The following is a 22,040-nucleotide window of genomic DNA, read 5'->3' on the forward strand; positions in this document are numbered from 1 at the left end:
AGGAAATTTCTACTAAGGTTTCAAAAAAAGAATTGTCCGTCGGGTGAAGGCCCGAAATAAATCATTCAGAATAATCAGGTCATGAGGGTGCGTAAGACCGCGCCCTCTTTTTCATATTTTTTGACATTGTATGGTAAAATTATTTGAAAGAGAACTACAATGGCATTTGTCCAAAACATCACTAAAAATATAAGTGGAGACCGAAATATCTGGTTGATATTTGGGTTTTTGTGTTTGGCTTCCATGCTGGCGGTGTATTCCTCAGCGGGAATTATGGAATACAGAAGTGGGGGTGTAGGTGTAGGTTACCATATTATAAAACATCTTTTAATTATTATATGCGGTGGGTTTATTGTATATGTAGTGCATCAATTGCCGCATAAATTTTTTAGTGCCATTGCGCCGACGTTTCTTTTGATATCAATGATATTATTGATTTTTACGATGGCATTTGGTGTGGAAATAAATGATGCTAAGAGATGGATTTCAGTACCATTTATCGGTCTTACCTTCCAGACCTCTGATTTGGCAAAAGTGGCCATAGTACTTTTCCTGGCAAGAAATATATCGAGTAAGCAATCATCGATCAAGAATTTTAATACGTTTGCGGTGCCTATGTTGCTACCTATATTAGGTGTCTGTTTATTAATAGCCCCTTCGGATTTGTCTTCTGCGATGATTTTGTTTGCTACCTGTTTGATTATGTTATTTGTAGGACGCATAAAGACCCAATATATCTTTATGGTGTTATTCGCTGGTGCTATTGGGTTAGCGCTTCTGATATTAGTGGGGTATGCCTTTCCGGAATTAACACGGTTTGACACCTGGATGAGTAGGATTAGTGATTTTATGACAGGTGCTGATAGTAGAGATAATATTCAGGCTAAAATTGCTATAGCTCAGGGGGGATGGTTTGGTACAGGGCCGGGGAACAGTATGCAAAGGAATTTTATAGCGTATCCTTATGCAGATTTTATTTTTGCTATCATATGCGAAGAGTATGGTGTGATTGGAGCTGTATTGATTCTTGCAATCTATCTGATGCTTCTTTTCAGGTGTACAAAATTATTGACTAGATCCAAAAAAACCTTCGGAGCTGTTTTAGCCTTTGGCTTGTGCCTCAATATTGTTTTGCAAGCCATGGCCAATCTTGCCGTGTCTGTTCATCTAGTACCTGCTACCGGATTGACCCTTCCCATGATAAGTATGGGAGGATCTTCACTATTATTTACATCGTTGCAATTTGGAATTATTCTGAGTGTGAGTAGAGATGTAGAGAAAAACGGATTTCATGTTAAAAGCGAAAAAAATGAAAGTGATGATTAGTGGTGGAGGAACAGGGGGACATATTTTTCCGGCGATAGCCATAGCCAACGCTTTAAGAGAAAGAATACCGGAATCCGCGATTCGTTTCGTAGGGGCCAAAGGAAAAATGGAAATGGAAAAAGTACCCGCTGCCGGATATGAAATTGAAGGTTTATGGATTAGCGGATTAAGCAGACGTTCAATAATTAAAAATTTATTGTTTCCATTTAAATTGGTGAGTAGTCTCTGGAAATCCTATAGAATAATCAAAAAATTCAGACCTGATGTAGTAGTTGGGGTTGGTGGTTTTGCCAGTGGTCCGCTTCTGGAAGTTGCTTGCAGGTTGGGAAAACCGACACTGATCCAAGAACAGAATTCATATGCAGGATTGACCAATAAATTATTGGGGAAAAAGGTGGATAGGATATGTGTTGCATTTGAAGGGATGGATTTGTTTTTTCCAAAAGAGAAATTAATTGAATTAGGCAATCCTGTACGTTCTACGTTATTTGAGAATTCTTATTCACAGGAAGAAGCCAAAAGACAAATGGGGATTCCCGCCCAACGTAAAGTTATCCTGGCGATAGGAGGGAGTCTTGGTGCTCGGACGATCAATCAGATGTTTAGGGATAATACAGAGCTATTTCGCGAGAACGAAGAGGTATATTTTATCTGGCAACAAGGTAAATTATATGCAGATGATTATGGAAACTGCAAATCTGCCAAGTTGAATAATGTACGGGCCATGACTTTTATAGATGATATGGCTATTGCTTATACAGCCGCGGACCTGGTGGTGTCGAGAGCAGGAGCTTTGACCCTTGCTGAACTGGCAGCACTTGGTAAACCCGCTATATTGATTCCATCTCCTAATGTAGCAGAAGATCATCAAACAAAGAATGCTCAGTATCTGGTGAATCGCAATGCTGCTTTACTGGTAAAGGATGAAGATGCTGTTGAAAAGGGGATTAAAATGGCTATCAAAACTGTAAAGGACCAGGATGTTTTAACGCGATTGTCCTTAAATATTCATGGTTTGGAAAGAAAAAATTCTGCAGGAAGAATAGCTGATGAAATCATTAAACTTGCTAAGACAACATGACTGAAAGGAAGAAACATATAATGAACCTTTTGGTATTACTCGTTTCTTGTTTGTGTATTGGCGGAGCTTTAATTTTATTTGCTTCTTTTGGATATAATAGTGATCGAATAGTAGCAGATATTCAAGTAGAAATAGAAGCGGATGTCCCGGGACAAAAGTCCCTTTTGGATACTACCGAAGTTTTCCGGATTATTCAAGGATCTTTCCCGGACGGGCTTGTAGGAAGGAGTCTGAAGAATACGGATCTTGATGTCCTGGAAGAGCAATTCGAAGCAAATCCTTTTATCAAGGAAGTCCAGTTATATGCAGATAAAAAGAATATACTTCAAATCCATGTAGCGGAGCGAAAGCCTCTTCTACGTGTATTTAGTCTCAAAGGAGCCAATTATTACATCGATTTCGATGGATACCCCATGCCACTTTCCGAACATTATTCTGCGAGAATAATGACGGTTACGGGACATATTCCTCCATTGAAAGAAGGAGAGAAAGTGGACTCTGTTAAAAAAGTATTCGATGTTTTTACCATTGCCAACGCCTTGCAATCGGATACATTCATGAATGGATTCATTAATGAAATCCATGTTGATCACCAGGGACAAATTTTATTGGTTCCGCTTATCGGTGATTTTCGGATTGAAATTAGTGAAACAAAGGAAATTGATGAGAAAATTGAAAATTTAAAAATATTTCTCAAAGAAGGATTGTCCCGTGTGGGATGGGACAAATATTCAAAATTGAGTATTGATTATAAAAATCAAATCGTAGGTAAAAAATCATTGAATCCGTGAAATAAATGCATATGAAATTAAATAATTACAAACCGGAAGAAGTCGTCGTTGCCGTAGATATAGGCACTACGAAGGTATGTGCTGTCGCCGGGCGGCGCAACGAACACGGAAAACTTGAAATACTTGGACTGGGAAAAGTACCTTGTGAAGGCGTCATTCGTGGAGTGGTTTCTAACATCGAAAAAACGGTACGCGCCATTCGGGAGGCTGTATCTATTGTTGAAAAACAAATTGACGCAAAGGTAAAAGTAGTTCATGTTGGAATTGCCGGACAACATATAAAAAGTTTACATCATCACGGTATTTTGACACGGGATAATGCACATGATGAGATTAGTCAGTCGGATATTGATCATTTAATAAATGACATGTACAAACTGGTATTACCTCCGGGCGATAAGATTTTACATGTTATACCTCAAGAATATACCGTAGACAATGAACAGGGAATTACGGAACCTATTGGCATGTCGGGTATAAGATTAGAAGGAAATTTTCATATTATTACCGGTCAAATAACAGCCTCAAATAATATATTGAGGTGTATAAAAAAGGCAGGACTTGAGGCTGCTGATATTACATTAGAACCCATCGCTTCGAGTGCAGCTGTTCTCAATCAGGAAGAAAAAGAAGCTGGAATAGCTCTAGTGGATATAGGAGGAGGAACTACAGATCTAACAATATTTTATGAGGGAATTATACGCCATACAGCTGTCATTCCTTTCGGAGGATATGTAATTACCAAGGATATTAAGGAAGGATGTACGATAATGAGTCATCAGGCAGAGAAATTAAAGGTGAAATTTGGTTCTGCCTTAGCGGATGAAGTTTTGGAGAATAAAATTATTACTATACCCGGGTTGAAAGGAAGAGCACCCAAAGAAATTTCGGAAAAAAATCTGGCCAGAATTATTCAGGCCCGAATTGAAGAAATTTTGGAGTATATCGTTTATGAAATAGAAAGATCCGGATATAAAAATAAATTAATTGGAGGAATAGTCCTGACGGGGGGAGGTTCAAAATTGAAATACATTGAGGAACTTATTGAATACCATACAGGAATTCCCACGAAGGTAAGTTATCCAATTGAGCATCTTGCTCACGGGTATATAAAGGATTTGAGTAGCCCTGTATTCTCTACTTCTATTGGTTTATTACTAAATGGATTTGAAAGCCGGAAATATGGATGCGCTATTGAAGTCGAAGAAGAGGATGAAGTAGAAGAGGTTTTTCAACCTGTCAGCTCACCGGTTTCTTCAGTTAAAATGGAAGAGAATAAGCCGAAAGATGAGTTAAGGCCAGAGTCTTCAAATCCTGAAAAAGAAGATTCAAAAAAGATAGAAGGGGGTGGGGCATCCCGGGATACCAACCGCTATACAGACGCCGAAGTCAATTCCGAAGAAAAGGGCTTTTGGAATAAAGTATTTAACAAGACTAAGGATTGGTTTGAGGCCAGTCCGGATTCTGATTTGAATTAAAAAAATGTAAGTAGTATACAATTATCTCGCTAAAAAATTATTTAAATTAAAAAAGTTAAATTATGGAATTCGATATACCTGCCAGAGAAAAATCAATCATCAAAGTAGTTGGTGTAGGAGGTGGCGGTTGCAATGCCGTTACCCACATGTTTCGTCAAGGAATTGTAGGGGTTGATTTTGCATTGTGCAATACCGACCATCAATCAATGGAATTAAGTCCTGTACCGATCCGTATCCAATTGGGACCCAACCTTACAGAAGGACGTGGAGCGGGATCCAAGCCGGAAGTGGGAAAGCAGGCTTGCCTGGAATCACTGGATGAAATTGAAAATTTTTTGGATGATGGCACAAAAATGGTTTTTGTTACGGCCGGCATGGGTGGAGGAACCGGAACTGGTGCCGCACCTATCATAGCCAAAACGGCACGTGAATTGGGAATACTTACCGTTGGAATAGTTACCTTGCCATTCAGGTTTGAAGGGAATACCCGGATAAAGTATGCAGAGACCGGACTAGATGATTTAAAGAAAAATGTAGATGCATTGATTATTGTATCTAATAATAAATTGCGTGACATTTATGGCAACCTTCCTGTATCGGATGCTTTCGGACATGCAGATAATATTTTGACAACAGCAGCCAAAGGTATTGCGGAAATAATTACCGTACCAGGGTATGTGAATGTTGACTTCGAGGATGTCAATACCGTAATGCGGGATAGCGGTGTCGCCATCATGGGTACTGCTACTGGTGAAGGTGATGACCGTGCAAAAATGGCCGTAAGGGAGGCGTTGGATTGTCCGCTGTTAGAAGAGAATGATATTCGCGGGGCGGATCACATCCTATTGAATATTTCTTCCGGGAACCGTGAAATCACCATGGATGAAATATTTGAAATAACGGAATATGTCCAGGAAGAAGCGGGTAACGATACGAATTTAATTTGGGGAAATTGCCACGATGAGACGTTGGAAGATAAAATTTGCGTAACTGTAATTGCTACCGGATTCGAGCGAAAGAATAAAATCGAAAGTATTCCTGCGAATGATGCCCAAAGTGTAAAGCTAGAGGAAAAAAAAGAAGAAGTAAGGGAGTTTAAAAAAGACTTACAATTGGAAATAAACCCCTCATCAGAAGCGTCTACAGTGATTTATCAGGAAAAGAAGATTCCTTCTATGGATGACGTGGCAGGAACTTACAATCGCGATGAAGATCCTTTTGTAGATGAGGAAGTCGTCAAAAAACACCGTACCGAGACTGAAAAGTCAAGATTTCAACCCTTGAAGCTCGATGATAAAAAAATGTACTCGCACAAAACCATCGTGGACATGGAGAGTGTACCAGCTTATAAGCGAAGAAGGGTTCATCTGGATGACCCTGTAGACTCCGATTATGAGCCACAACCTTCATGGTCTATGAATACAGATGACGATGAGCCTACGATTCGAAAAAACAGCCCGTATCTTCACGATAATGTAGATTAGAGAATTGGCAATACTACTATAATTTAAATAATTCCCCGGCAGGTCGATTGATTTGCCGGGGTTTTTGTTTTGGAATTATGCTTGATTTTATTGATTAAGCAATATTTTTTCTTTATTTGAATTTTCTATTGCTTAAGAATATTTAATTTTTAGGTCTATTGAATATGTTGAGATTTCATAATCGACTAAAAATATCTTATCTAAAGGATACTGTAGAGGCCCCATTATTAAGCGGTATAAAAGGATGGTTTCGTATAAAAATCGATTTTCAATACATACACTAATCATGTGTTTTATGACAATGTAATGATTTGCTTTTTCTATTGTGCCGGGGCTTTGTTTTTGTACAGGAAGTATATAGTGCTAATGATGGAGTAATTAATGCACTAAATATTAATATCTGTACTCAAAATAGCATATCTATAGGTTCAATTGAAGATCCCCGGCAAAATTTAATATAAAACCTGACATTTCATCCACACAGTAAGTTATATGTAACAGCTGAAATGGATATAGTAGAACTTAACCCAATGGACTGGGGATCTAAAGTTCTACAGTCCTGGGATAGAAACCCTCAAGCCCTGTACTTGAGTATAGATACGAATGTGTAAGGAAATTTTATCGTAGGAGGCATTGAGGAACATGTATACGATTAGATAAATAATCGTTTTTCTTCCTGATATAGTGAAAATAAACCTTTCATTAAGAGATCCCTTGCGGTGCGGTGTTTGCCTGAAAGGTTACTGACTGTTGTTGGTACACATGTAAATAAAAATTTAATATTCACTCAAATCCATCGTGAATTTCCCATATATACAGTATCTAAGGCACAGGAATTACCAATTTCACTCACTTTCTGCTGTAGGTGACCTACAGCACTGTCCGAAAATGTCCCAGCAGGACAAAATATGGCTAGCAATAATGTAAAGGCATTATATCGCGTGCCATAGGTCATATGTACGCTACAAAAAATGCATTGAGTAGCATTTAATCAGCACTTGATTGTTAAAAAAGATGTGTACCGACGTTAGGGTTTGTGGGGGACCCTCAAATAGAAGGGTAAATCTTACCCCTTTACATATGCCTTTTATTCCAGAATCAAATCCACATAATAATAACAATGGTCGGTCACATAGGTGTCGCATACAACTTTGGTGTTGACCACTTGCCAATCCTGACCGTGGGAATAAAGCACGTAGTCAATCTTAATTCTGGGATGGTCCGATGGGAAGGTGTATTCGGCTTTTTCAGGTGATGATGCAGGTGTAAATGCCTTAAATAAAATCTTCATGGCTTCACTATCCGGTGTAGCATTCAGATCCCCGGCTATGATAGTTGGGTACGGACTATCTGCAAATAATCTTACAAGTTCTTCTGCTTGTGCGATTCGATCCGGGGAATTTCGTACATGGTCCAGATGGGTTCCTACAAATTGTAGCGTATCTCCGGACGGAGTGGATACTATAACGGATAGTGCTGCCCTGGGTTCGCTTCCCGGGCGGTTGGGTAAAGGGTAATTCCGTGTGGATATAAATGAATATTTTGAAAGGACACCTTCACCGTATTCCCCGCCGTCATAAGGCATGGCCCTGGCGAATAAGGGAGCCATTTTGGTCCGCCATCCCAATTCGGTAACCAGGTCGTATTTTTGCGCCCGGTTGGTCCGGAAATCCACTTCTTGCATAGCAACGAAATCCGGGTTGAGATTTTCAATAGGTTGGGCAATGGCATCCAGATTGAAATCTCCTTTGGTAGTTGCCCCATGGAGGATATTGTAGGTCATAAAACGAAGGGTATCACTTTGAGCATGAGCATACGTGATTCCCAACGTCAATAGAAATAATAAGATCGCTATTTTCTTTATCATTTGATAGTAAATTGTGTGATAACGGGAAAATGGTCGGAATTGAAATGCCGGTCAATCCAATGGCTTAATATGGCTGTTTTCTTGATTTCAACTTGATCATTAGCAAAAATATAATCAATTCTGTGAGAATCTTTCCTGTTGATGTCAAAGCCACTAAAAGTTCCCGATGGCCCCAAAGGTGGAGTCTCAGAGTGGGTGTAGCTGTCTTTTAGTTTTTTTGATAGCATTTGAATGGCTTCAGTTTCGGGAGCCAGGTTGAAATCTCCGGAGAGTAAAACCGGCTCGTTGGCGTTTGCTAATTCTTTTATTTTCTGAATGATCAATTGGGCGCTTTCTTTCCGGGCTTCATGTCCGCGGTGGTCAAAATGGGTGTTAAATACCCATATTTTGTCGCCACCTTTTTTGTATTTGAAGTGGCCGTATGTACAAATGCGTTCCATTGATGCATCCCACCCTACTGAGGGCTTCCCCGGAGTCTCTGATAACCAGAAAGTACCGTCTTCCAATAGTTTAACCCGCTCGGTATGATAAAAAACAGCGCTGTATTCTCCTTTGGTTTTTCCATCATCCCGCCCTACACCTATATAGGTATATTGTTTTAAAGATTCATCCAGGTACTGCACCTGTTCATGGAGACCTTCCTGAATACCTATGAAATCGGGCTCATAGAATTGGATTTCTTTCACTAATGAAGCTTTGCGGTTGTCCCACTGGTCTTCACCGTCGTTGATGTTATTATACCTGATATTATAGGTCATAGCGCTATGGTTTTGCGCTTTGAGGCCGGATGATAATAACACTAAAGTTAGGGAAAGAAGCCAGTGAATATGTCCTTTGTTCATGATGACGGTAATTTTTATGCAATATAAAACCTCATCTTGTATTTCGCAATTTATGATTTAATTGTTATCATCTGCGTCTATAAAATTAACCGGGTGTTAATCCTTAGTGGACCGCAAGCTTGAAGCTACAAGCTATAAGCAAAGTAATTTGACCGAATAAACCTTTTTTCATGTGGATGTTTCGGCACAGAGAAAGGTTCGTCGAACCTATAAACTTTTGCGTCAGAGCAGTTTTTTAAGGCTCATATCCTGGAAAGGAAAACTTTCGACTTTGAACTGATCGCTCCCGCCTCCTTGCTTCGTTCTGCCTACTTTTTACTTCACCATCTCTTCCAAAGGACCGTGTTTCTTTATGACAAATCGATTTCGGTCATCCTTGGAGATTTCGGCACATTCCATTTCCGGGTCGTGTTCAAAAAACAATAGGTCACCGGAATTTACCAAATGGCTTAATAAGCGTTCTTTTTCGTCAAGGGTATATAGAGGTTGAACGTCATACGAAAGAACGTATGGCCTGCGTATATGCCAACGGCTGGGAATCAAATCGGCACCGTACCACATTCTTTTGTTAGAATCGATAGGAAGGTCCAGTAGCATCATAGCCATAGTATGGCCATTCACAAATCGAATGTTTATGTCATCCATCCAAAGTAAATCATCTTTCTGAACATCTATCATCTGCAAAAGTCCCTGTTCCTTCAACGGAACGAAGTTCTCCCGGAGGAAGGAAGCTTCTTCTCTGGGGTTAGGGTCAAAAGCCCAATCATAGTGGATGGAATTTGACCAGTAAGTGGCATTGGGAAAAGTAGGAATAATTTTACCGTTTTCATCGAATTTTAGTGCTCCTCCTACGTGGTCAAAGTGAAAATGTGTAAGGAACACATCGGTTATTTCGCGGGGATCTATAGCCATTTCACGAAATGAATCTATCACAGAATTGCCATGGGGGTAGAACATTTTTCTGAATTTCTCGCTTTGTTTGTTCCCGATGCCTGTGTCAACCAGGATTTTGCGATTACCGGTTTCGATAAGGATACTTCTCATAGACCAGGTACAAAGGTTGTCAGCATCAGGCGGGTTGAGCTTTTGCCACAACTTTTTAGGTACTACCCCAAACATAGCTCCACCATCCAATTTAAAGTATCCGGAAATTACTGAAGTAACTTTCATTCTCTCTTTTTTTAGTAATTGCTCTAGTGATTAATGCTCTTATGTTTATCGCTTCCGGGTCCGTTTTTCTAAAAACCGGTGCCCCAATGTTCCAACTGTTTATGGTCAGCCGTCTACCTATTCCTAAACCCTATCTGGCCTTGTACTTCCTTTTTCAGGTCTTGTCTCAAAAGTATCATTTCAAGTGCAGCCTCAGCAGCTTCTTTCCCTTTATTTTCTTTACTTCCGTCTGCCCTTGCAATAGCCTGTTCCTCGGTATTTACTGTTAAAACACCAAAAACAAATGGTTTACTAAAGCGGAGGTTAAGCCCCATTATCCCTTGCGCTATACCCTGGTTGATAAAAATATCGTGATCGGTTTCTCCCTTAATGACGCAGCCCAGGCAAATCACAGCTGCGGGATTGTGGGTATTTTCAATGAACAATGCTCCTAATGGTAGTTCGTAACTTCCCGGAACATTTTTTGAGATTATATTTTCTTCTAAAATACCGGCATTTTTGAGTGCTTTTGTACACTCGCTTAACATTGTATCCGTTACTGCTGAATTCCATTGTGCTTTGACGATCCCAATTTTGATATTTTCCAAATCCTTTGGTATAGCACTTATTTCTGTTTTCCCTTTTATTTTCATGATGATGTTTATATAATAAAAAAGGTGAGCATTACAAAAATACTCACCTTTTGGTATATCTTCTAATTATCTAAATTCTAATTGACGGAATCTTTAAATTCAATATTACTTATATATTTTTCAATACCGTAACCATCAGGGCTTTCAGGATATTTTTCTTTTATTTCTTTATAAGCTGCCAACGCTTCTTTATACTCCTGATCGCGTTCGTGAAGCATTCCCAGTTTTTTGAGGTAATACGGTGTCAAATAGGTATTATCCCCTGTATTACCGGCTTTTTTGTAAAAGCTTTTTGCTTTGGCAAAATCTCCCAGCTCACTATAGGCATCTCCCAGCAAACCATATTTAGTAATCGGTGTAATATTCCCATCTGCAGCAAATTCTTCCAAATAGCTAATGGCTACTTCAAATTTTCCAAGTTTCATATATGAAACACCTGCGTAGTATTTTGCCAAATTAGCCGTAGGAGTGCCGCTGTATTCATCAATTATATCCAGAAAGCCCATATTCCCGGCTCCGGGACTCAGTAGGGCGTTTTCGAAGGAATCTTTTTCAAACTGCTGTTCTGCTGCGTAAATGGCATTAATGGCTTCGGTATTTCTTGGTTTGAGGTAAAGGTTTTGATAAGCTAAAACCCCTATGACAATTACCAATATCCCGACAACTACTCCAACAATTATATTCTGGTATTTCTCCAAAAAGCTTTGTTGTTCTGTACCTCCCTGGCCTTCGAATTGATTTTGTTGATTTTTTATTGACATCCTAAAAAAATTATTGCCTGAAAAAATTCAGGCAAAAATAAATAAATAGCTAAAATTCCGTAAATCTTGAATAATTATTATCTAATCGTAATAGTTAATTTTCAATTCTTTGTTAAGCAAAGATATATACAAATTATCTGTTATATCTCATTTGCAGGGACAAAGATAATAATTTTATGTCAAAAAAGGATAATCGTCTTCTACATAATTGTCTTCATACAATTCCGAAGGATCTGGAAATGGGGATTCCTCGGCAAATTTTACTGCTTCTTCAATGGTTTCTTTAATATCATCCTTTATAGATTTTATTTCCTCTTCCGAAGCTATTTCGTTTTCCAGAATTTTCTTTTCCAGCATTTTGACCGGGTCTTTGTCTTTATAGGACTTCAATTCTTCTTTGGTACGATACTTTGCAGGGTCTGAAACGGAGTGACCTTTGTATCTATAGGTTTTGATTTCGAGGAAGTAAGGTCCTTTTCCTGCCCGAATGTGTTTGGCGGCTTTTTCCAGGGCTTCGTGGACATCTTCTGGTTTCATACCATCTACAGCTTCGCTTGGCATATCAAAAGGCATTCCCACTTTATAAATATCTGTCAAACTTGAAGTTCTTTCAACAGAAGTCCCCATGGCATAGTGGTTATTTTCACAAATGTATAAAACGGGTAATTCCCACGTTTTTGCCATATTAAAGGATTCGTACAATGCTCCCTGTCGAGCAGCTCCGTCTCCAAACATACAAACGGATAGATTGTCAGTCCCTTTATATTTCTCTGCAAATCCGATTCCCGTACCTATGGGTATTTGGGCTCCTACAATTCCATTTCCTCCAAAGTACCTGTGTTCTTTCGAAAAGAAGTGCATAGACCCGCCTTTCCCTTTTACAGAACCGGTCTTTTTACCCCAAAGTTCGGCCATACATTCTTTCGCCGAAAGTCCCCTGGCAAGAGCTATGCCATGCTGCCTGTAACCCGTCACGATAGCGTCTTCAGGGCGTATAGCTGACACTAATCCTGCAGCAATAGCTTCCTGACCTATATAGACGTGGCAAAATCCACGAATATTTTGACGGCCGTATTCCATCAGTGTACGCTCTTCAAAACGGCGAATTAACAACATGGTTTCATACCATGTCATGTATGTTTTTTTGCTATAACTATCGGTATTCGATTTTTTGGTAGTTTTTGTATTTTTCTTTGTAGTAGTTGTCATAATTTTATTTTAAATTGACATATTAGGCATTCCGCTACGGAACCCCAAATATAGAAAACTTAGATCGATATTTGAAAACCAACCTTTAAATTATAACCGAATTGGAGCTTCTTAGTTTAAAACTTATCCATTTTAAAAATTATAGAAATGCTGAATTTTCATTTAATCCTTATCTGAATTTGATAACGGGAAATAATGGAATGGGAAAAACCAATATCCTGGATGCCATTTACTATTTAGCTTTTGGTAAAAGTTATTATAGTATTCCGGATAAAAAATTAATTCGCTTTGATGATTTTGAGGATCGAAATTCTTTCCACAGAGTGGAAGGGAAGGTTACAGGAACTGAAAAGTATCATTTTACGTATAGTGGTGCCCGTAAGAAAACCGTATTTCGAAATAATGAACCCTATGAAAAAATATCTGACCATATAGGTAATATTCCCGTTGTATCCATTTTCCCGGAAGATATAGCCTTGGTGAAAGGAGATTCTTCTCTCCGGAGGAAATTCGTTGACAATACAATTAGCCAATCTGATAGGATGTACCTGAATCATTTAATGTATTATAATAAGATTATAAAGAGAAAGAATGAATTGTTAAAACAGTTCTCGATGAATTACAGGGATAAGGATATTTTGTTGGATAAATATGACAGGGAATTGAAGGATCCTGGAGAGTATATAATTATCGCGAGAAAACAATTTCTTGATGAATTTAATTTATTCTTTCAAAAATATTATCGATTGATTTCCGGGAAAATGAACGAAAAGGTAACTATCAAGCATGTGAGGACCGTTTTGCCCAATGAATTTTCTACTATAATATTCCAAACCAGACAGGAAGATATTCGGAAGAAGAGAAGCACTATGGGACCACACAGGGAGGATTTTAGAATTTATATCAATGAAAAGTATGCTAAATATTTTGCTAGCCAGGGACAACAGAAAAGCATCCTCTTTGCTCTGAAATTAGCACAATTTGAATATATTAAGAGGATCCTGCAAAAGAAGCCGATTTTATTATTGGACGATTTTTTTGAAAAACTGGATGAAAACAGAATAGTTAACCTAATGCAGCTTTTAAAGGATTCTTTTTTTGGTCAGATATTTGTTACTGATACAGACCCCAAAAGAATGGAGGGGATTGCACAAAAATTAGGATTTGATTTTACTACATTTACGATTGAAGAAGGCCAATTGATATGAGCAAAGATTTTACAAATATTAAGAATATACTTTCAGGTATATCCAGGGATCCAAGGTATTCATCTAAATTGGATGAAAAGAGAATTGAACAAGTTTGGGAAGAAAGCAATTCACCATTTATAGTTTCCAGAACGGAAAAAGTTTCATTCAGGGATGGAAAGCTATTGTTATTTATTAATTCTGCACCGTTGAAACAAGAGTTATTTAACAGTCGACCATTAATCATTAAAAAAATAAATGATGCATTGGGTCAGGAAGTGGTCAAAGAAATTGTTATCCGGTAAAAAAAAGCAGTGAAAAGTTTTCAAACCTTCACTGCTTCTTTCCTTATTGCTTTTTATTTTAGGAATTTCCTTTTGCCCTTGAAGCAGCTAGTTTATATGCTTTTTCTGCATTGAGAATTCCTCCGCTTACGCTTAATTTTGAAAAATTAACCATATCTTCTGTACCCGGTTGGATGACTTTTTCTTTAATTGGATCACTTGAAACCATTAAAATTTCTTTTACTTCTTCCGCAGAAAGGGAAGGAAAATTTGCTCGAATAATAGCTGCTACTCCAGCCACTACAGGCGCTGCCATACTGGTTCCTGAGGAATTTTTGTAATTATTATCCGGTGCCGTGGAGTATATATTATGTCCAGGAGCAAAAATATCAACATTGATTTGACCGTAGTTTGAAAAAGTAGCAACTGAATTTTCGTCTTTAACCCTACTTAATGCGCCTACTTCGATCCAGTTCCTAGCTTGTTTTTTCCCAAATATTTTTCCGAAAAAACCATTTCGGTCATATTGATCTGTAGGAAAATTCGCTGATGTATCTGTGTCGGAAGATTCATTTCCTGCTGCGTGAACAAGTAAAACATCCTTCTTAGCAGCGTATTTAACGGCGTCATCAACTACTTTTTTTGCAGGTGATATTCCTTTTCCAAAACTCATATTGATGATTTTAGCACCGTTATCTACAGCATATCGGATTCCGTTTGCTACGTCTTTGTCGCGTTCGTCACCATCGGGAACAACCCTTACACCCATAATTTCAACCTGATTTGATACGCCATCCATGCCAATCATATTATTGTTTTCAGCACCTATGATTCCCGCTACATGTGTACCGTGAAAAGCATCAGGACCAGCTATATCATTATTACCGTAGTATTTTTCATTTTTGTCTTCAAAGTTATCGTTAACTATGGATCTTGGATCGAATTCAGGATTGTATCCGTATTTGTACTTAGACTCATAATATTTTTCTCCCTGATTTATATCATCAAGAATAAAGTTTTCCAATTCTTCAAAATTTTTGAAAGACTTGCCAGTCGATTCCAAAATATTTTTAAGCACTCCAATTACTTGCAAGTTAATATTATCTTTCTCTTCTTCAAGTTTGGAAATACTATTACTGTTAATAGCCATTTCATTCCCAACTGTAGCATGGGCCATATTGAGAAAATTCTCAATAAACGATTTTTGCTGCGCTAGATTTTCATAATCTTTTTTGGATTTTTCGTATTCCGACTCTACTTTTTTCTTGTAAGTCAAGTATTTGGCATATTCTTTTTTCTCTTTTTTGCCTAGATTCAATGGATTAACATCCTCATATTTTTTCTTTAAGGAGACATATTGCCTGGTGATTTCGTACGTATCGTGATTTACGTTTTCGCCAGAAGCATTACCGATGAAATTCCAGCCATAGATATCGTCAATATACCCATTGTTATCATCATCTTTATTATTACCTGCTACCTCCCCCGGGTTTTTCCACATTACGTTTTTTAAATCTTCGTGGTCTGCGTCCACACCTCCGTCCAAAACAGCTACGATTACTTTGTTTTTTGGATTTGCTATTAAGTTGTTTTCATAAATTGATTGTACATTGGCCCCGTTTACTGAAGCTCCATGTAGTAAAAACCAATCCTCGTTTTGGCCACTTAAAGAAATGGTAGAAAGAAAGATAATAAAAAGACTATAGTATAAGTTTTTAACCTTCAGTGAGTTCATTATTAAATTTTAATTTTACATGATAAAACCATGCGAATTTACGTTTATAAATCGTAAATAAGATAGTTTTAAAATAATTCTAACATAATTTCAAGCATCATATACGTATTTTATGAAATTATTATATCGATATATATTGTCGGCCGCTTTATTTTGTTTTTCTCTTACTAGTCATTCACAAAACATAGAAGCAGGATTGGGGTTAGGAATCTCGGGATATAACGGTGATTTCCTCCCGGAAGTTTCACAATTTACCAAAACCATATATGGTGCGGGTCAATTGAGTGCACTTATCCATTTTAATGAACGGCTTGGAACACAATTTTTTTTAAGTCTAGGTCGGGTAGGTGCCGACGACAAGGATTTTGGCAGGGAAGATCGCAACCTGTCCTTTATAACCAATATTACTGAATTGGGGGGACGTGCTATATTCAATGTGATCCCATTTGATCCTTATGGAGAGTACGGGAGAAAATTTACATTTTATATTGGAGCGGGAGTCTCCGCATATAAATTTAATCCATATACTACTAATCACCAGGGACAAAAAGTTTTTCTACAGGAGGTAGGCACTGCCGGTCAATATTTACCGGACGAAATGAGTACAAGTAAACCATATAGCTTGTTTGGCGTGGGAATACCCGTTACAGGGGGTATTAAATGGGCCGTTACTCCTCAATTAATTTTGGGGTTGGAAATTGATTACCGGCATATATTTACGGATTACATTGATGATTTCGGACGAGATCGATACCCTGCCTTTGACGATCTGGCCTTATCCAATGATCAGGCTGCTTTGTTGATTGATCGGGGATGGGAGGTTAGTTATGATCCTAACAGCAATATAAGCCCTATTGATGCAGCTAAACAGAGTTATGAAAATATGGAATTAGAGGGGTTGTTGAGATCTTCGGGTTCATATGATGATAGTTTTGGATTTATTTTCCTGAAAGTAAGTTATATCCTGGAGGATTTATCTTTTGGGTTTGGCAAGTCCCGGTTTGGATGTTATCAATTTTGATGACAAACCCATTAGCCAAAGTAGTTAGATGCCGGTCTCGTTTTTTCTTTTTCTTAAGCTATTCATGTCCGCTTGCTGGCTTTTTTTTTTCGTACTTATCAAGTTTGACCAATCTCAATCGCTCCCAGAATTAGGTTATTTGCTTTATAGTAAGATCTTTAACCCGGGAAGATAATATTGCTACTTCTCTTGATGTTTTGCCCGGTTTTTGTCGATTTGCCAATTCATTAGTTGAAACCGGCAAGATCGTTTCGAAGGAGTCTGGGAAAGAGATAAAAACCTGCTTTTATCCCGATCGACAATATCGGGATCTACGGATTGGTGAATTGATCTGAATGGAATGTAGGGATGAACAGTCCGCTAAGGTCAAATTTGAGGATTGTTTATTTGAACCATTACTATATTGATTTTGTATTTTGTGACTAAATCGGGGCTAATAGATGGAATTTTACGAAGTTTTAAAAAGGTATTGGGGGTATGAATCTTTTCGCGAAGGGCAATATGAAGCCATTGAATCTATAGATTCCGGCAGGGATACGCTTTTAATCTTGCCTACGGGAGGTGGAAAATCCTTATGTTACCAAATTCCTGCCATTAAATCCGGTAAAGTTTGTTTGGTTATTACCCCACTAATTGCGTTAATGGAGGATCAGGTTTCTAATCTAAAACGGAAGGGTGTAAATGCCGAATATTGGCATAGTGGCATGAGCGATAATGAACAGCGGAGGATCGTTGAAATTTTTAGAAATACAAAAGAACATCTCCTGTTTTATCTTTCTCCGGAACGGTTGGACAGTGAATATTTCAGGGAATTGACAGATCCTGCCAGGATCGCTTTTGTAGCTGTGGATGAGGCACATTGTATTTCACAATGGGGGTATAATTTCAGGCCAGCATATCGTAAAATTAGTACATTCAGGGAAAAATTCCCAGGACTTCCTGTTATAGCCATGACTGCTACTGCTGCGCCAATAATAGAAAAAGATATCATTGGACAATTGATGTTGAATAATCCCAGGATTTTCAAAAGGTCTATTTATAAGCCCAATTTATCTATTTTTCAGGAAGAAGAACCAGACAAAAATAAATTCCTGGCAAACTACACTAAGAGTCTAGAAGGTAGTGGAATTATTTACTACAGGAACCGAAATGGTACGGAGAAAATTGCGGCCATGTTATCTAATTATGGTCGAAGGTGTACATTTTACCATGCGGGAATGGCCATGGAAGAGCGTGCTTTGGTCCAAAAAAAATGGTTGGAAGGAAAATTTGATTTTATTGTTGCTACCAATGCGTTTGGGATGGGAATCGACAAGGACAATGTAAGGTGGATTATTCATTTGGCACCACCGCCATCATTGGAAGAGTACTATCAGGAAATAGGAAGGGCCGGACGGGATCTCAAACATGCAAAGAGTTATTTACTGTGGACTGAATTTGATTTTGAGGATATGAAATCGATCATAGATATTAAATATCCCGATTTGAAGTCTTTAAAAAGGATCCTGAGAAATTTTTTTAATTATTTTCAACTACCGGTTTCGAGAGAGCCGTTGAAAATTGAGTTTAATATAGATTCCTTTGTCTCGGATTTCAAGGATTCATTTTCCAGGATTCATCATGCGTTTTCTTTATTAGATAGACTTGAGTTTCTAAGTTATTCAGAACCGCAGGAACGGCAGGCTATGGTGAGGCTCAATAAATTTAAAATTAACCTGGAGGATCTGAAGAGAAGTTCTCCCAAAATTTTACGTGTTATTAATCACTGGATGAGAACGATTGAAAATGCTTTTTGGACAGATATTGAATTTTCAATGGACGAATTGGCATTTGAGCTGGATCTGGATAAAGAAGATTTATTCCATCGTATAAAAGTGATGAAGTCGATGGGAATGATCAAATTTACTCCCCCAGGTAATTTTGCTACAGTTCTATTTTCACGGGGTAGGCCTTCCATTGAAAATATTTACCTGGATAAAAAAGTTATCGATGAATTAAAAAGCAGGGAACTACATAGTCTGAAGGTAATGGAAGATTTTATTAAAAGTGACCATTGCAGGTTTCAAGCGTTAAGAACTTTTTTTGGGGAGGAGAAAGGAGAGCCTTGTAGACATTGTGATATTGATTACTTAATAGAAGCAAATAACAAGGAAAAGTTGGAAGAAATAAAAAGTCTATTGAAGGATAAATTGAAAAAACACCCCTTGGATATTTTTGATTTTGTAGTTGGTCAGGACAATGAATATCTGGCAAAAGAAGCAATAAGAGATATGTATAGACAACAATTAGTGAAGTATTCAGACAATAAGCTAAAATTAAATATTCATTGAAGAAGATCATAAGAATCATAACTACTTCCCAATACCCCTATGATCAAAGATTGAGAAAAGTGGCGATTGTCCTTGAGGATATTGGATATGAAGTACATATTACAGATCGCTCAAAAGGGAATTATTCAGGAGAGATTAATACGATATTTAAAAGGGGATTCCTTTTTTATATGGAGTATAATGTAAGGGTTTTCTTTATATCTCTATTTACTCCCGGGGAAACCTTTTATGTGGCAGATATTGATCCTATGCCGGCAATTATTCTTCTCTCTTTTTTTCGGAAACATCAAATTATTCTCGATTTGCACGAGTGGTTTCCGGAAGTTCCTGAACTTGAGGGTGCCCGGGTTAAGAAAAATATTTGGCGGTTTATTGAGCGTTTTAGTTTCCGGGTCGCTAATATTATTGTTACGGTCAATGATTCACTAAGCGAGATTTATTATAAAAATTATGGACGCAAGCCGATTGTTGTAAGGAATATACCATTATTAAGAAGAAAGGTCCGGGTAAATGGGAGAAAGAAAAATTTTGAGAATAGAATCATTTATTACCAGGGAGCTGTCAATACAGGAAGGGGATTGGAAGCAGCCATAGAAGCAATGAAATGGCTGCCAAATTGGAAATTATGGATTGTTGGAGATGGGGATATTTTGGATTCTTTGAAAAACACAGCTTCCATATCCACTGCCAGGGAGAGAATCATTTTTTGGGGAAGAAAAAAAACTGATGAATTAGATAATCTGATGGCTGAGGCAACTGTGGGTATTAATTTACTGGAATCCAATTCTGCTAATTATTATTACAGCCTGGCGAATAAATTCTTTGATTATATGATGATGGGCATTCCTTCTATAAATATGAATTTTCCGGAATATCGAAGGTTGATTAAAAAAATTGATTCCGGATATTTATTAGAAAAACTTGATGCTCGAGACCTCGCGAAACTTGTGTTGTCGATTGAATATGACGAATACGAATCGAAAGTTGATAATTGTGTAAGGGCTTCTAAAGTTTATAATTGGGAAATAGAATCGGAAAAATTAAAAATGGCAGTAAATAGTTACCTGAAAACCTGAATTCTATGAATTTTTAGCATTCAGGTCACAAGATAACTGTGGGAGTCGTAAGGGAAGAAGGCATACATACTGGATTATTTATATCCTTTTTTTTGTGAATAAAAATCGTTCTTTGGAGCAAGCATGGGATCTGAAGTAGTAATGATCTCAATAGACTGTTGAGAAAAGGAGAAAGTATTGTTTTCCATCTCTTTACCTTTTTTCGATAAAACCTCAAGTATGTGTCGTCGAATAACCTTTCGGGAAGACTGGGTACACTTTTCCATAAACCTTCCATTCTATATGAAAGGATCGCTTTTTGTCGCAATTAGGGTGGAAACCAGGTATTGCTTTCATTCGGGTTGCCAGGTTAAAAGTTCAGGGTGAAAAAATTTGTTGGTATTCTTGAGAACACTGACTACTTTTGTGAGCGAATTTTAAGGACCTGAATAAACAATTTGGTTTGGATTTATCGTATCGCAGGATTCTAATATTGGCTGTGCCAATTATGATAGGCAGCATTGTTCAGAATGCGATAGCCTTGATGGATAGCCTTTTTCTATTCTATTTAGGAGAGGATGACTTCGCAGCCATTGGGTTTGTAAGTGCGTTTTATTTGATCATTATATCAGTAGGGTATGGATTTTCCAGAGGGGGGCAAATAGTAATGGCCCGTCAGGATGGTGGTAGTCAATTCCGGAGAATAGGAATTTCTTTTAATACCAATTTGGTAATGTTAATCGTGCTTGCTACCATTTTTTTCTTTATTGTGCGCTATGCTTCCCCGTGGTTTTTAAAGTTTTTGGTAAGTAATGAAGTTATTTATGAAAAAAGTGTAGAATACCTTCAATTTAGGTCCTGGGGTGTCTATACGGGGTACCTGGGGCTGGGGATGGTCGCACTATATACAGGAGTATCGAATACCGGTTTTTTGGTTATTGCTACAGTTGTTTTGTTGGGAACCAATCTCTTTTTTAACTACGGATTGATTTTTGGTAATTTTGGAATGCCCCAAATGGGTATTGGTGGAGCAGCATTAGCAAGTAATATTGCGGAACTTGCGGGCTTTATTAGTTTTGCAATACACGTTCTTATATCAAAGGATTTTAAGATTTTTCATATTCCTTCCAAGGTTGTAGCTAACTATCGTATAGCCAGGGATATATTAAAAATCTCTATGCCACTGGTATTGCAGACTAGTGCAGGGGTTTTAAGTTGGTTCGTACTTTTTACACTAGTGGAAAATATGGGACAACGGGAATTGGCAATTTCCAATTTAGCTAGAGTATTTTATCTTATTTTAAGCATCCCTCTTTGGGGATTTTCCGTGTCTGTAAATACGATGGTAAGTAACGCAATGGGATCCCGTAAATATGAGAAAATACTGGTCATAATTAAAAGGACTTCACTTCTGACCCTCATTATCACGTTTACCATAGCAATTCCCCTTCTTCTGAAACCGGAATTTTTTGTTAATCCACTTCTCAATGACGAGCAGATGGAGGTTTTGTATCAGGCCAAAGGGGTTTTGAGGTTGTTATTGGGAATTTTTGTATTCTATATTTTAGGAACTATATTTTTCCAGGGTATGATAGGAACAGGCAAGGTGCTCCTGACATTGACGATTCAATTATTGTCGGTTGGTTTCTACATCTCGTTGTTATTGATTGGAGTTAAATTGCTTGGCTTTAATATGGTACAGGCATGGGCACTGGAGATTTTATATTGGATCGCTATACTCGTTTGTAACCTCGTATATTTTAAGTTTTATTTCAAAAAATAGAGAG

At 37.9% G+C, this 22,040-nt stretch carries 19 protein-coding genes; 11 read left to right on the forward strand and 8 right to left on the reverse strand.

The window, feature by feature from the left end; translation table 11 throughout:
* The first annotated feature begins 159 nt into the window (after positions 1 to 159).
* The 5 genes from LVD47_RS20700 (at position 160) to ftsZ (ending at position 6,160) form a co-directional block, all read left to right on the forward strand.
* Positions 160 to 1,326 carry an FtsW/RodA/SpoVE family cell cycle protein gene (locus LVD47_RS20700; protein WP_236980296.1) on the forward strand — a complete coding sequence of 389 codons (1,167 nt, stop codon included), beginning with the start codon at positions 160 to 162 and terminating at the stop codon, positions 1,324 to 1,326.
* Positions 1,292 to 2,407, forward strand: coding sequence for an undecaprenyldiphospho-muramoylpentapeptide beta-N-acetylglucosaminyltransferase (murG, locus tag LVD47_RS20705; protein WP_236980297.1), 1,116 nt, complete (start codon positions 1,292 to 1,294; stop codon positions 2,405 to 2,407). Before LVD47_RS20700 ends, murG begins: the two co-directional genes overlap by 35 nt.
* Positions 2,404 to 3,198, forward strand: a complete 795-nt coding sequence (locus tag LVD47_RS20710; RefSeq protein WP_236980298.1) for a cell division protein FtsQ/DivIB — start codon at positions 2,404 to 2,406, stop codon at positions 3,196 to 3,198. Before murG ends, LVD47_RS20710 begins: the two co-directional genes overlap by 4 nt.
* An 11-nt stretch (positions 3,199 to 3,209) precedes the next feature.
* Positions 3,210 to 4,676 (forward strand): cell division protein FtsA, encoded by a 1,467-nt coding sequence (ftsA, locus tag LVD47_RS20715; RefSeq protein WP_236980299.1) that lies wholly within the window; start codon positions 3,210 to 3,212, stop codon positions 4,674 to 4,676.
* A gap of 62 nt (positions 4,677 to 4,738) precedes the next feature.
* Positions 4,739 to 6,160 (forward strand): cell division protein FtsZ, encoded by a 1,422-nt coding sequence (gene ftsZ, locus LVD47_RS20720; RefSeq protein ID WP_236980300.1) that lies wholly within the window; start codon positions 4,739 to 4,741, stop codon positions 6,158 to 6,160.
* 1,087 nt (positions 6,161 to 7,247) lie between these two features.
* Here ftsZ and LVD47_RS20725 read toward each other — a convergent pair.
* The 6 genes from LVD47_RS20725 to pdhA all read right to left on the reverse strand — a co-directional run bounded on the left by LVD47_RS20725 (position 7,248) and on the right by pdhA (position 12,641).
* Entirely contained in the window at positions 7,248 to 8,027 is a 780-nt protein-coding gene (locus LVD47_RS20725) for an endonuclease/exonuclease/phosphatase family protein (protein ID WP_236980301.1), read from the reverse strand.
* A complete protein-coding gene (locus LVD47_RS20730; RefSeq protein ID WP_236980302.1) occupies positions 8,024 to 8,869 on the reverse strand; it encodes an endonuclease/exonuclease/phosphatase family protein in 846 nt (281 codons plus the stop codon). Before LVD47_RS20730 ends, LVD47_RS20725 begins: the two co-directional genes overlap by 4 nt.
* A gap of 315 nt (positions 8,870 to 9,184) precedes the next feature.
* A complete protein-coding gene (locus LVD47_RS20735) occupies positions 9,185 to 10,039 on the reverse strand; it encodes an MBL fold metallo-hydrolase (RefSeq protein WP_236980303.1) in 855 nt (284 codons plus the stop codon).
* Between the two features lie 113 nt (positions 10,040 to 10,152).
* The gene (gene ribH, locus LVD47_RS20740) at positions 10,153 to 10,671 is read right to left on the reverse strand and encodes a 6,7-dimethyl-8-ribityllumazine synthase (protein WP_236980305.1); all 519 of its coding nucleotides are present in this window, start codon (positions 10,669 to 10,671) and stop codon (positions 10,153 to 10,155) included.
* A gap of 77 nt (positions 10,672 to 10,748) precedes the next feature.
* Positions 10,749 to 11,432 carry a tetratricopeptide repeat protein gene (locus tag LVD47_RS20745; protein ID WP_236980306.1) on the reverse strand — a complete coding sequence of 228 codons (684 nt, stop codon included), beginning with the start codon at positions 11,430 to 11,432 and terminating at the stop codon, positions 10,749 to 10,751.
* Positions 11,433 to 11,606: 174 nt separating this feature from the next.
* Positions 11,607 to 12,641, reverse strand: coding sequence for a pyruvate dehydrogenase (acetyl-transferring) E1 component subunit alpha (pdhA, locus tag LVD47_RS20750; RefSeq protein ID WP_236980307.1), 1,035 nt, complete (start codon positions 12,639 to 12,641; stop codon positions 11,607 to 11,609).
* 101 nt (positions 12,642 to 12,742) lie between these two features.
* Here pdhA and recF point away from each other — a divergent pair, with 101 nt between their 5' ends.
* Together recF and LVD47_RS20760 are read left to right on the forward strand one after the other, a co-directional pair.
* Positions 12,743 to 13,849, forward strand: a complete 1,107-nt coding sequence (gene recF, locus LVD47_RS20755) for a DNA replication/repair protein RecF (protein ID WP_236980308.1) — start codon at positions 12,743 to 12,745, stop codon at positions 13,847 to 13,849.
* Positions 13,846 to 14,133 carry a DciA family protein gene (locus LVD47_RS20760; protein ID WP_236980309.1) on the forward strand — a complete coding sequence of 96 codons (288 nt, stop codon included), beginning with the start codon at positions 13,846 to 13,848 and terminating at the stop codon, positions 14,131 to 14,133. Before recF ends, LVD47_RS20760 begins: the two co-directional genes overlap by 4 nt.
* A 58-nt stretch (positions 14,134 to 14,191) precedes the next feature.
* On the opposite strand, the gene LVD47_RS20765 is transcribed toward LVD47_RS20760, so the two are convergent.
* Positions 14,192 to 15,847, reverse strand: a complete 1,656-nt coding sequence (locus LVD47_RS20765; protein ID WP_236980310.1) for a S8 family serine peptidase — start codon at positions 15,845 to 15,847, stop codon at positions 14,192 to 14,194.
* A gap of 112 nt (positions 15,848 to 15,959) precedes the next feature.
* On the opposite strand from LVD47_RS20765, the gene LVD47_RS20770 reads away from it, so the two are divergent.
* The 3 genes from LVD47_RS20770 (at position 15,960) to LVD47_RS20780 (ending at position 20,274) form a co-directional block, all read left to right on the forward strand.
* Positions 15,960 to 16,868, forward strand: coding sequence for a DUF6089 family protein (locus tag LVD47_RS20770; RefSeq protein WP_236980311.1), 909 nt, complete (start codon positions 15,960 to 15,962; stop codon positions 16,866 to 16,868).
* Positions 16,869 to 17,308: 440 nt separating this feature from the next.
* Entirely contained in the window at positions 17,309 to 19,198 is a 1,890-nt protein-coding gene (locus tag LVD47_RS20775) for a RecQ family ATP-dependent DNA helicase (RefSeq protein ID WP_236980312.1), read from the forward strand.
* Complete coding sequence (locus tag LVD47_RS20780) at positions 19,195 to 20,274, forward strand: glycosyltransferase (RefSeq protein WP_236980314.1); 1,080 nt, start codon at positions 19,195 to 19,197, stop codon at positions 20,272 to 20,274. Before LVD47_RS20775 ends, LVD47_RS20780 begins: the two co-directional genes overlap by 4 nt.
* Before the next feature lie 74 nt (positions 20,275 to 20,348).
* Here LVD47_RS20780 and LVD47_RS20785 read toward each other — a convergent pair whose 3' ends face one another.
* Positions 20,349 to 20,540 (reverse strand): hypothetical protein, encoded by a 192-nt coding sequence (locus tag LVD47_RS20785; RefSeq protein ID WP_236980316.1) that lies wholly within the window; start codon positions 20,538 to 20,540, stop codon positions 20,349 to 20,351.
* Positions 20,541 to 20,761: 221 nt separating this feature from the next.
* Here LVD47_RS20785 and LVD47_RS20790 point away from each other — a divergent pair, with 221 nt between their 5' ends.
* Positions 20,762 to 22,036, forward strand: coding sequence for an MATE family efflux transporter (locus LVD47_RS20790; RefSeq protein ID WP_236980318.1), 1,275 nt, complete (start codon positions 20,762 to 20,764; stop codon positions 22,034 to 22,036).
* Positions 22,037 to 22,040 lie beyond the last annotated feature (4 nt).

It is taken from the genome of Membranihabitans maritimus (assembly GCF_021729145.1).
GTDB lineage: Bacteria > Bacteroidota > Bacteroidia > Chitinophagales > Saprospiraceae > Membranihabitans > Membranihabitans maritimus.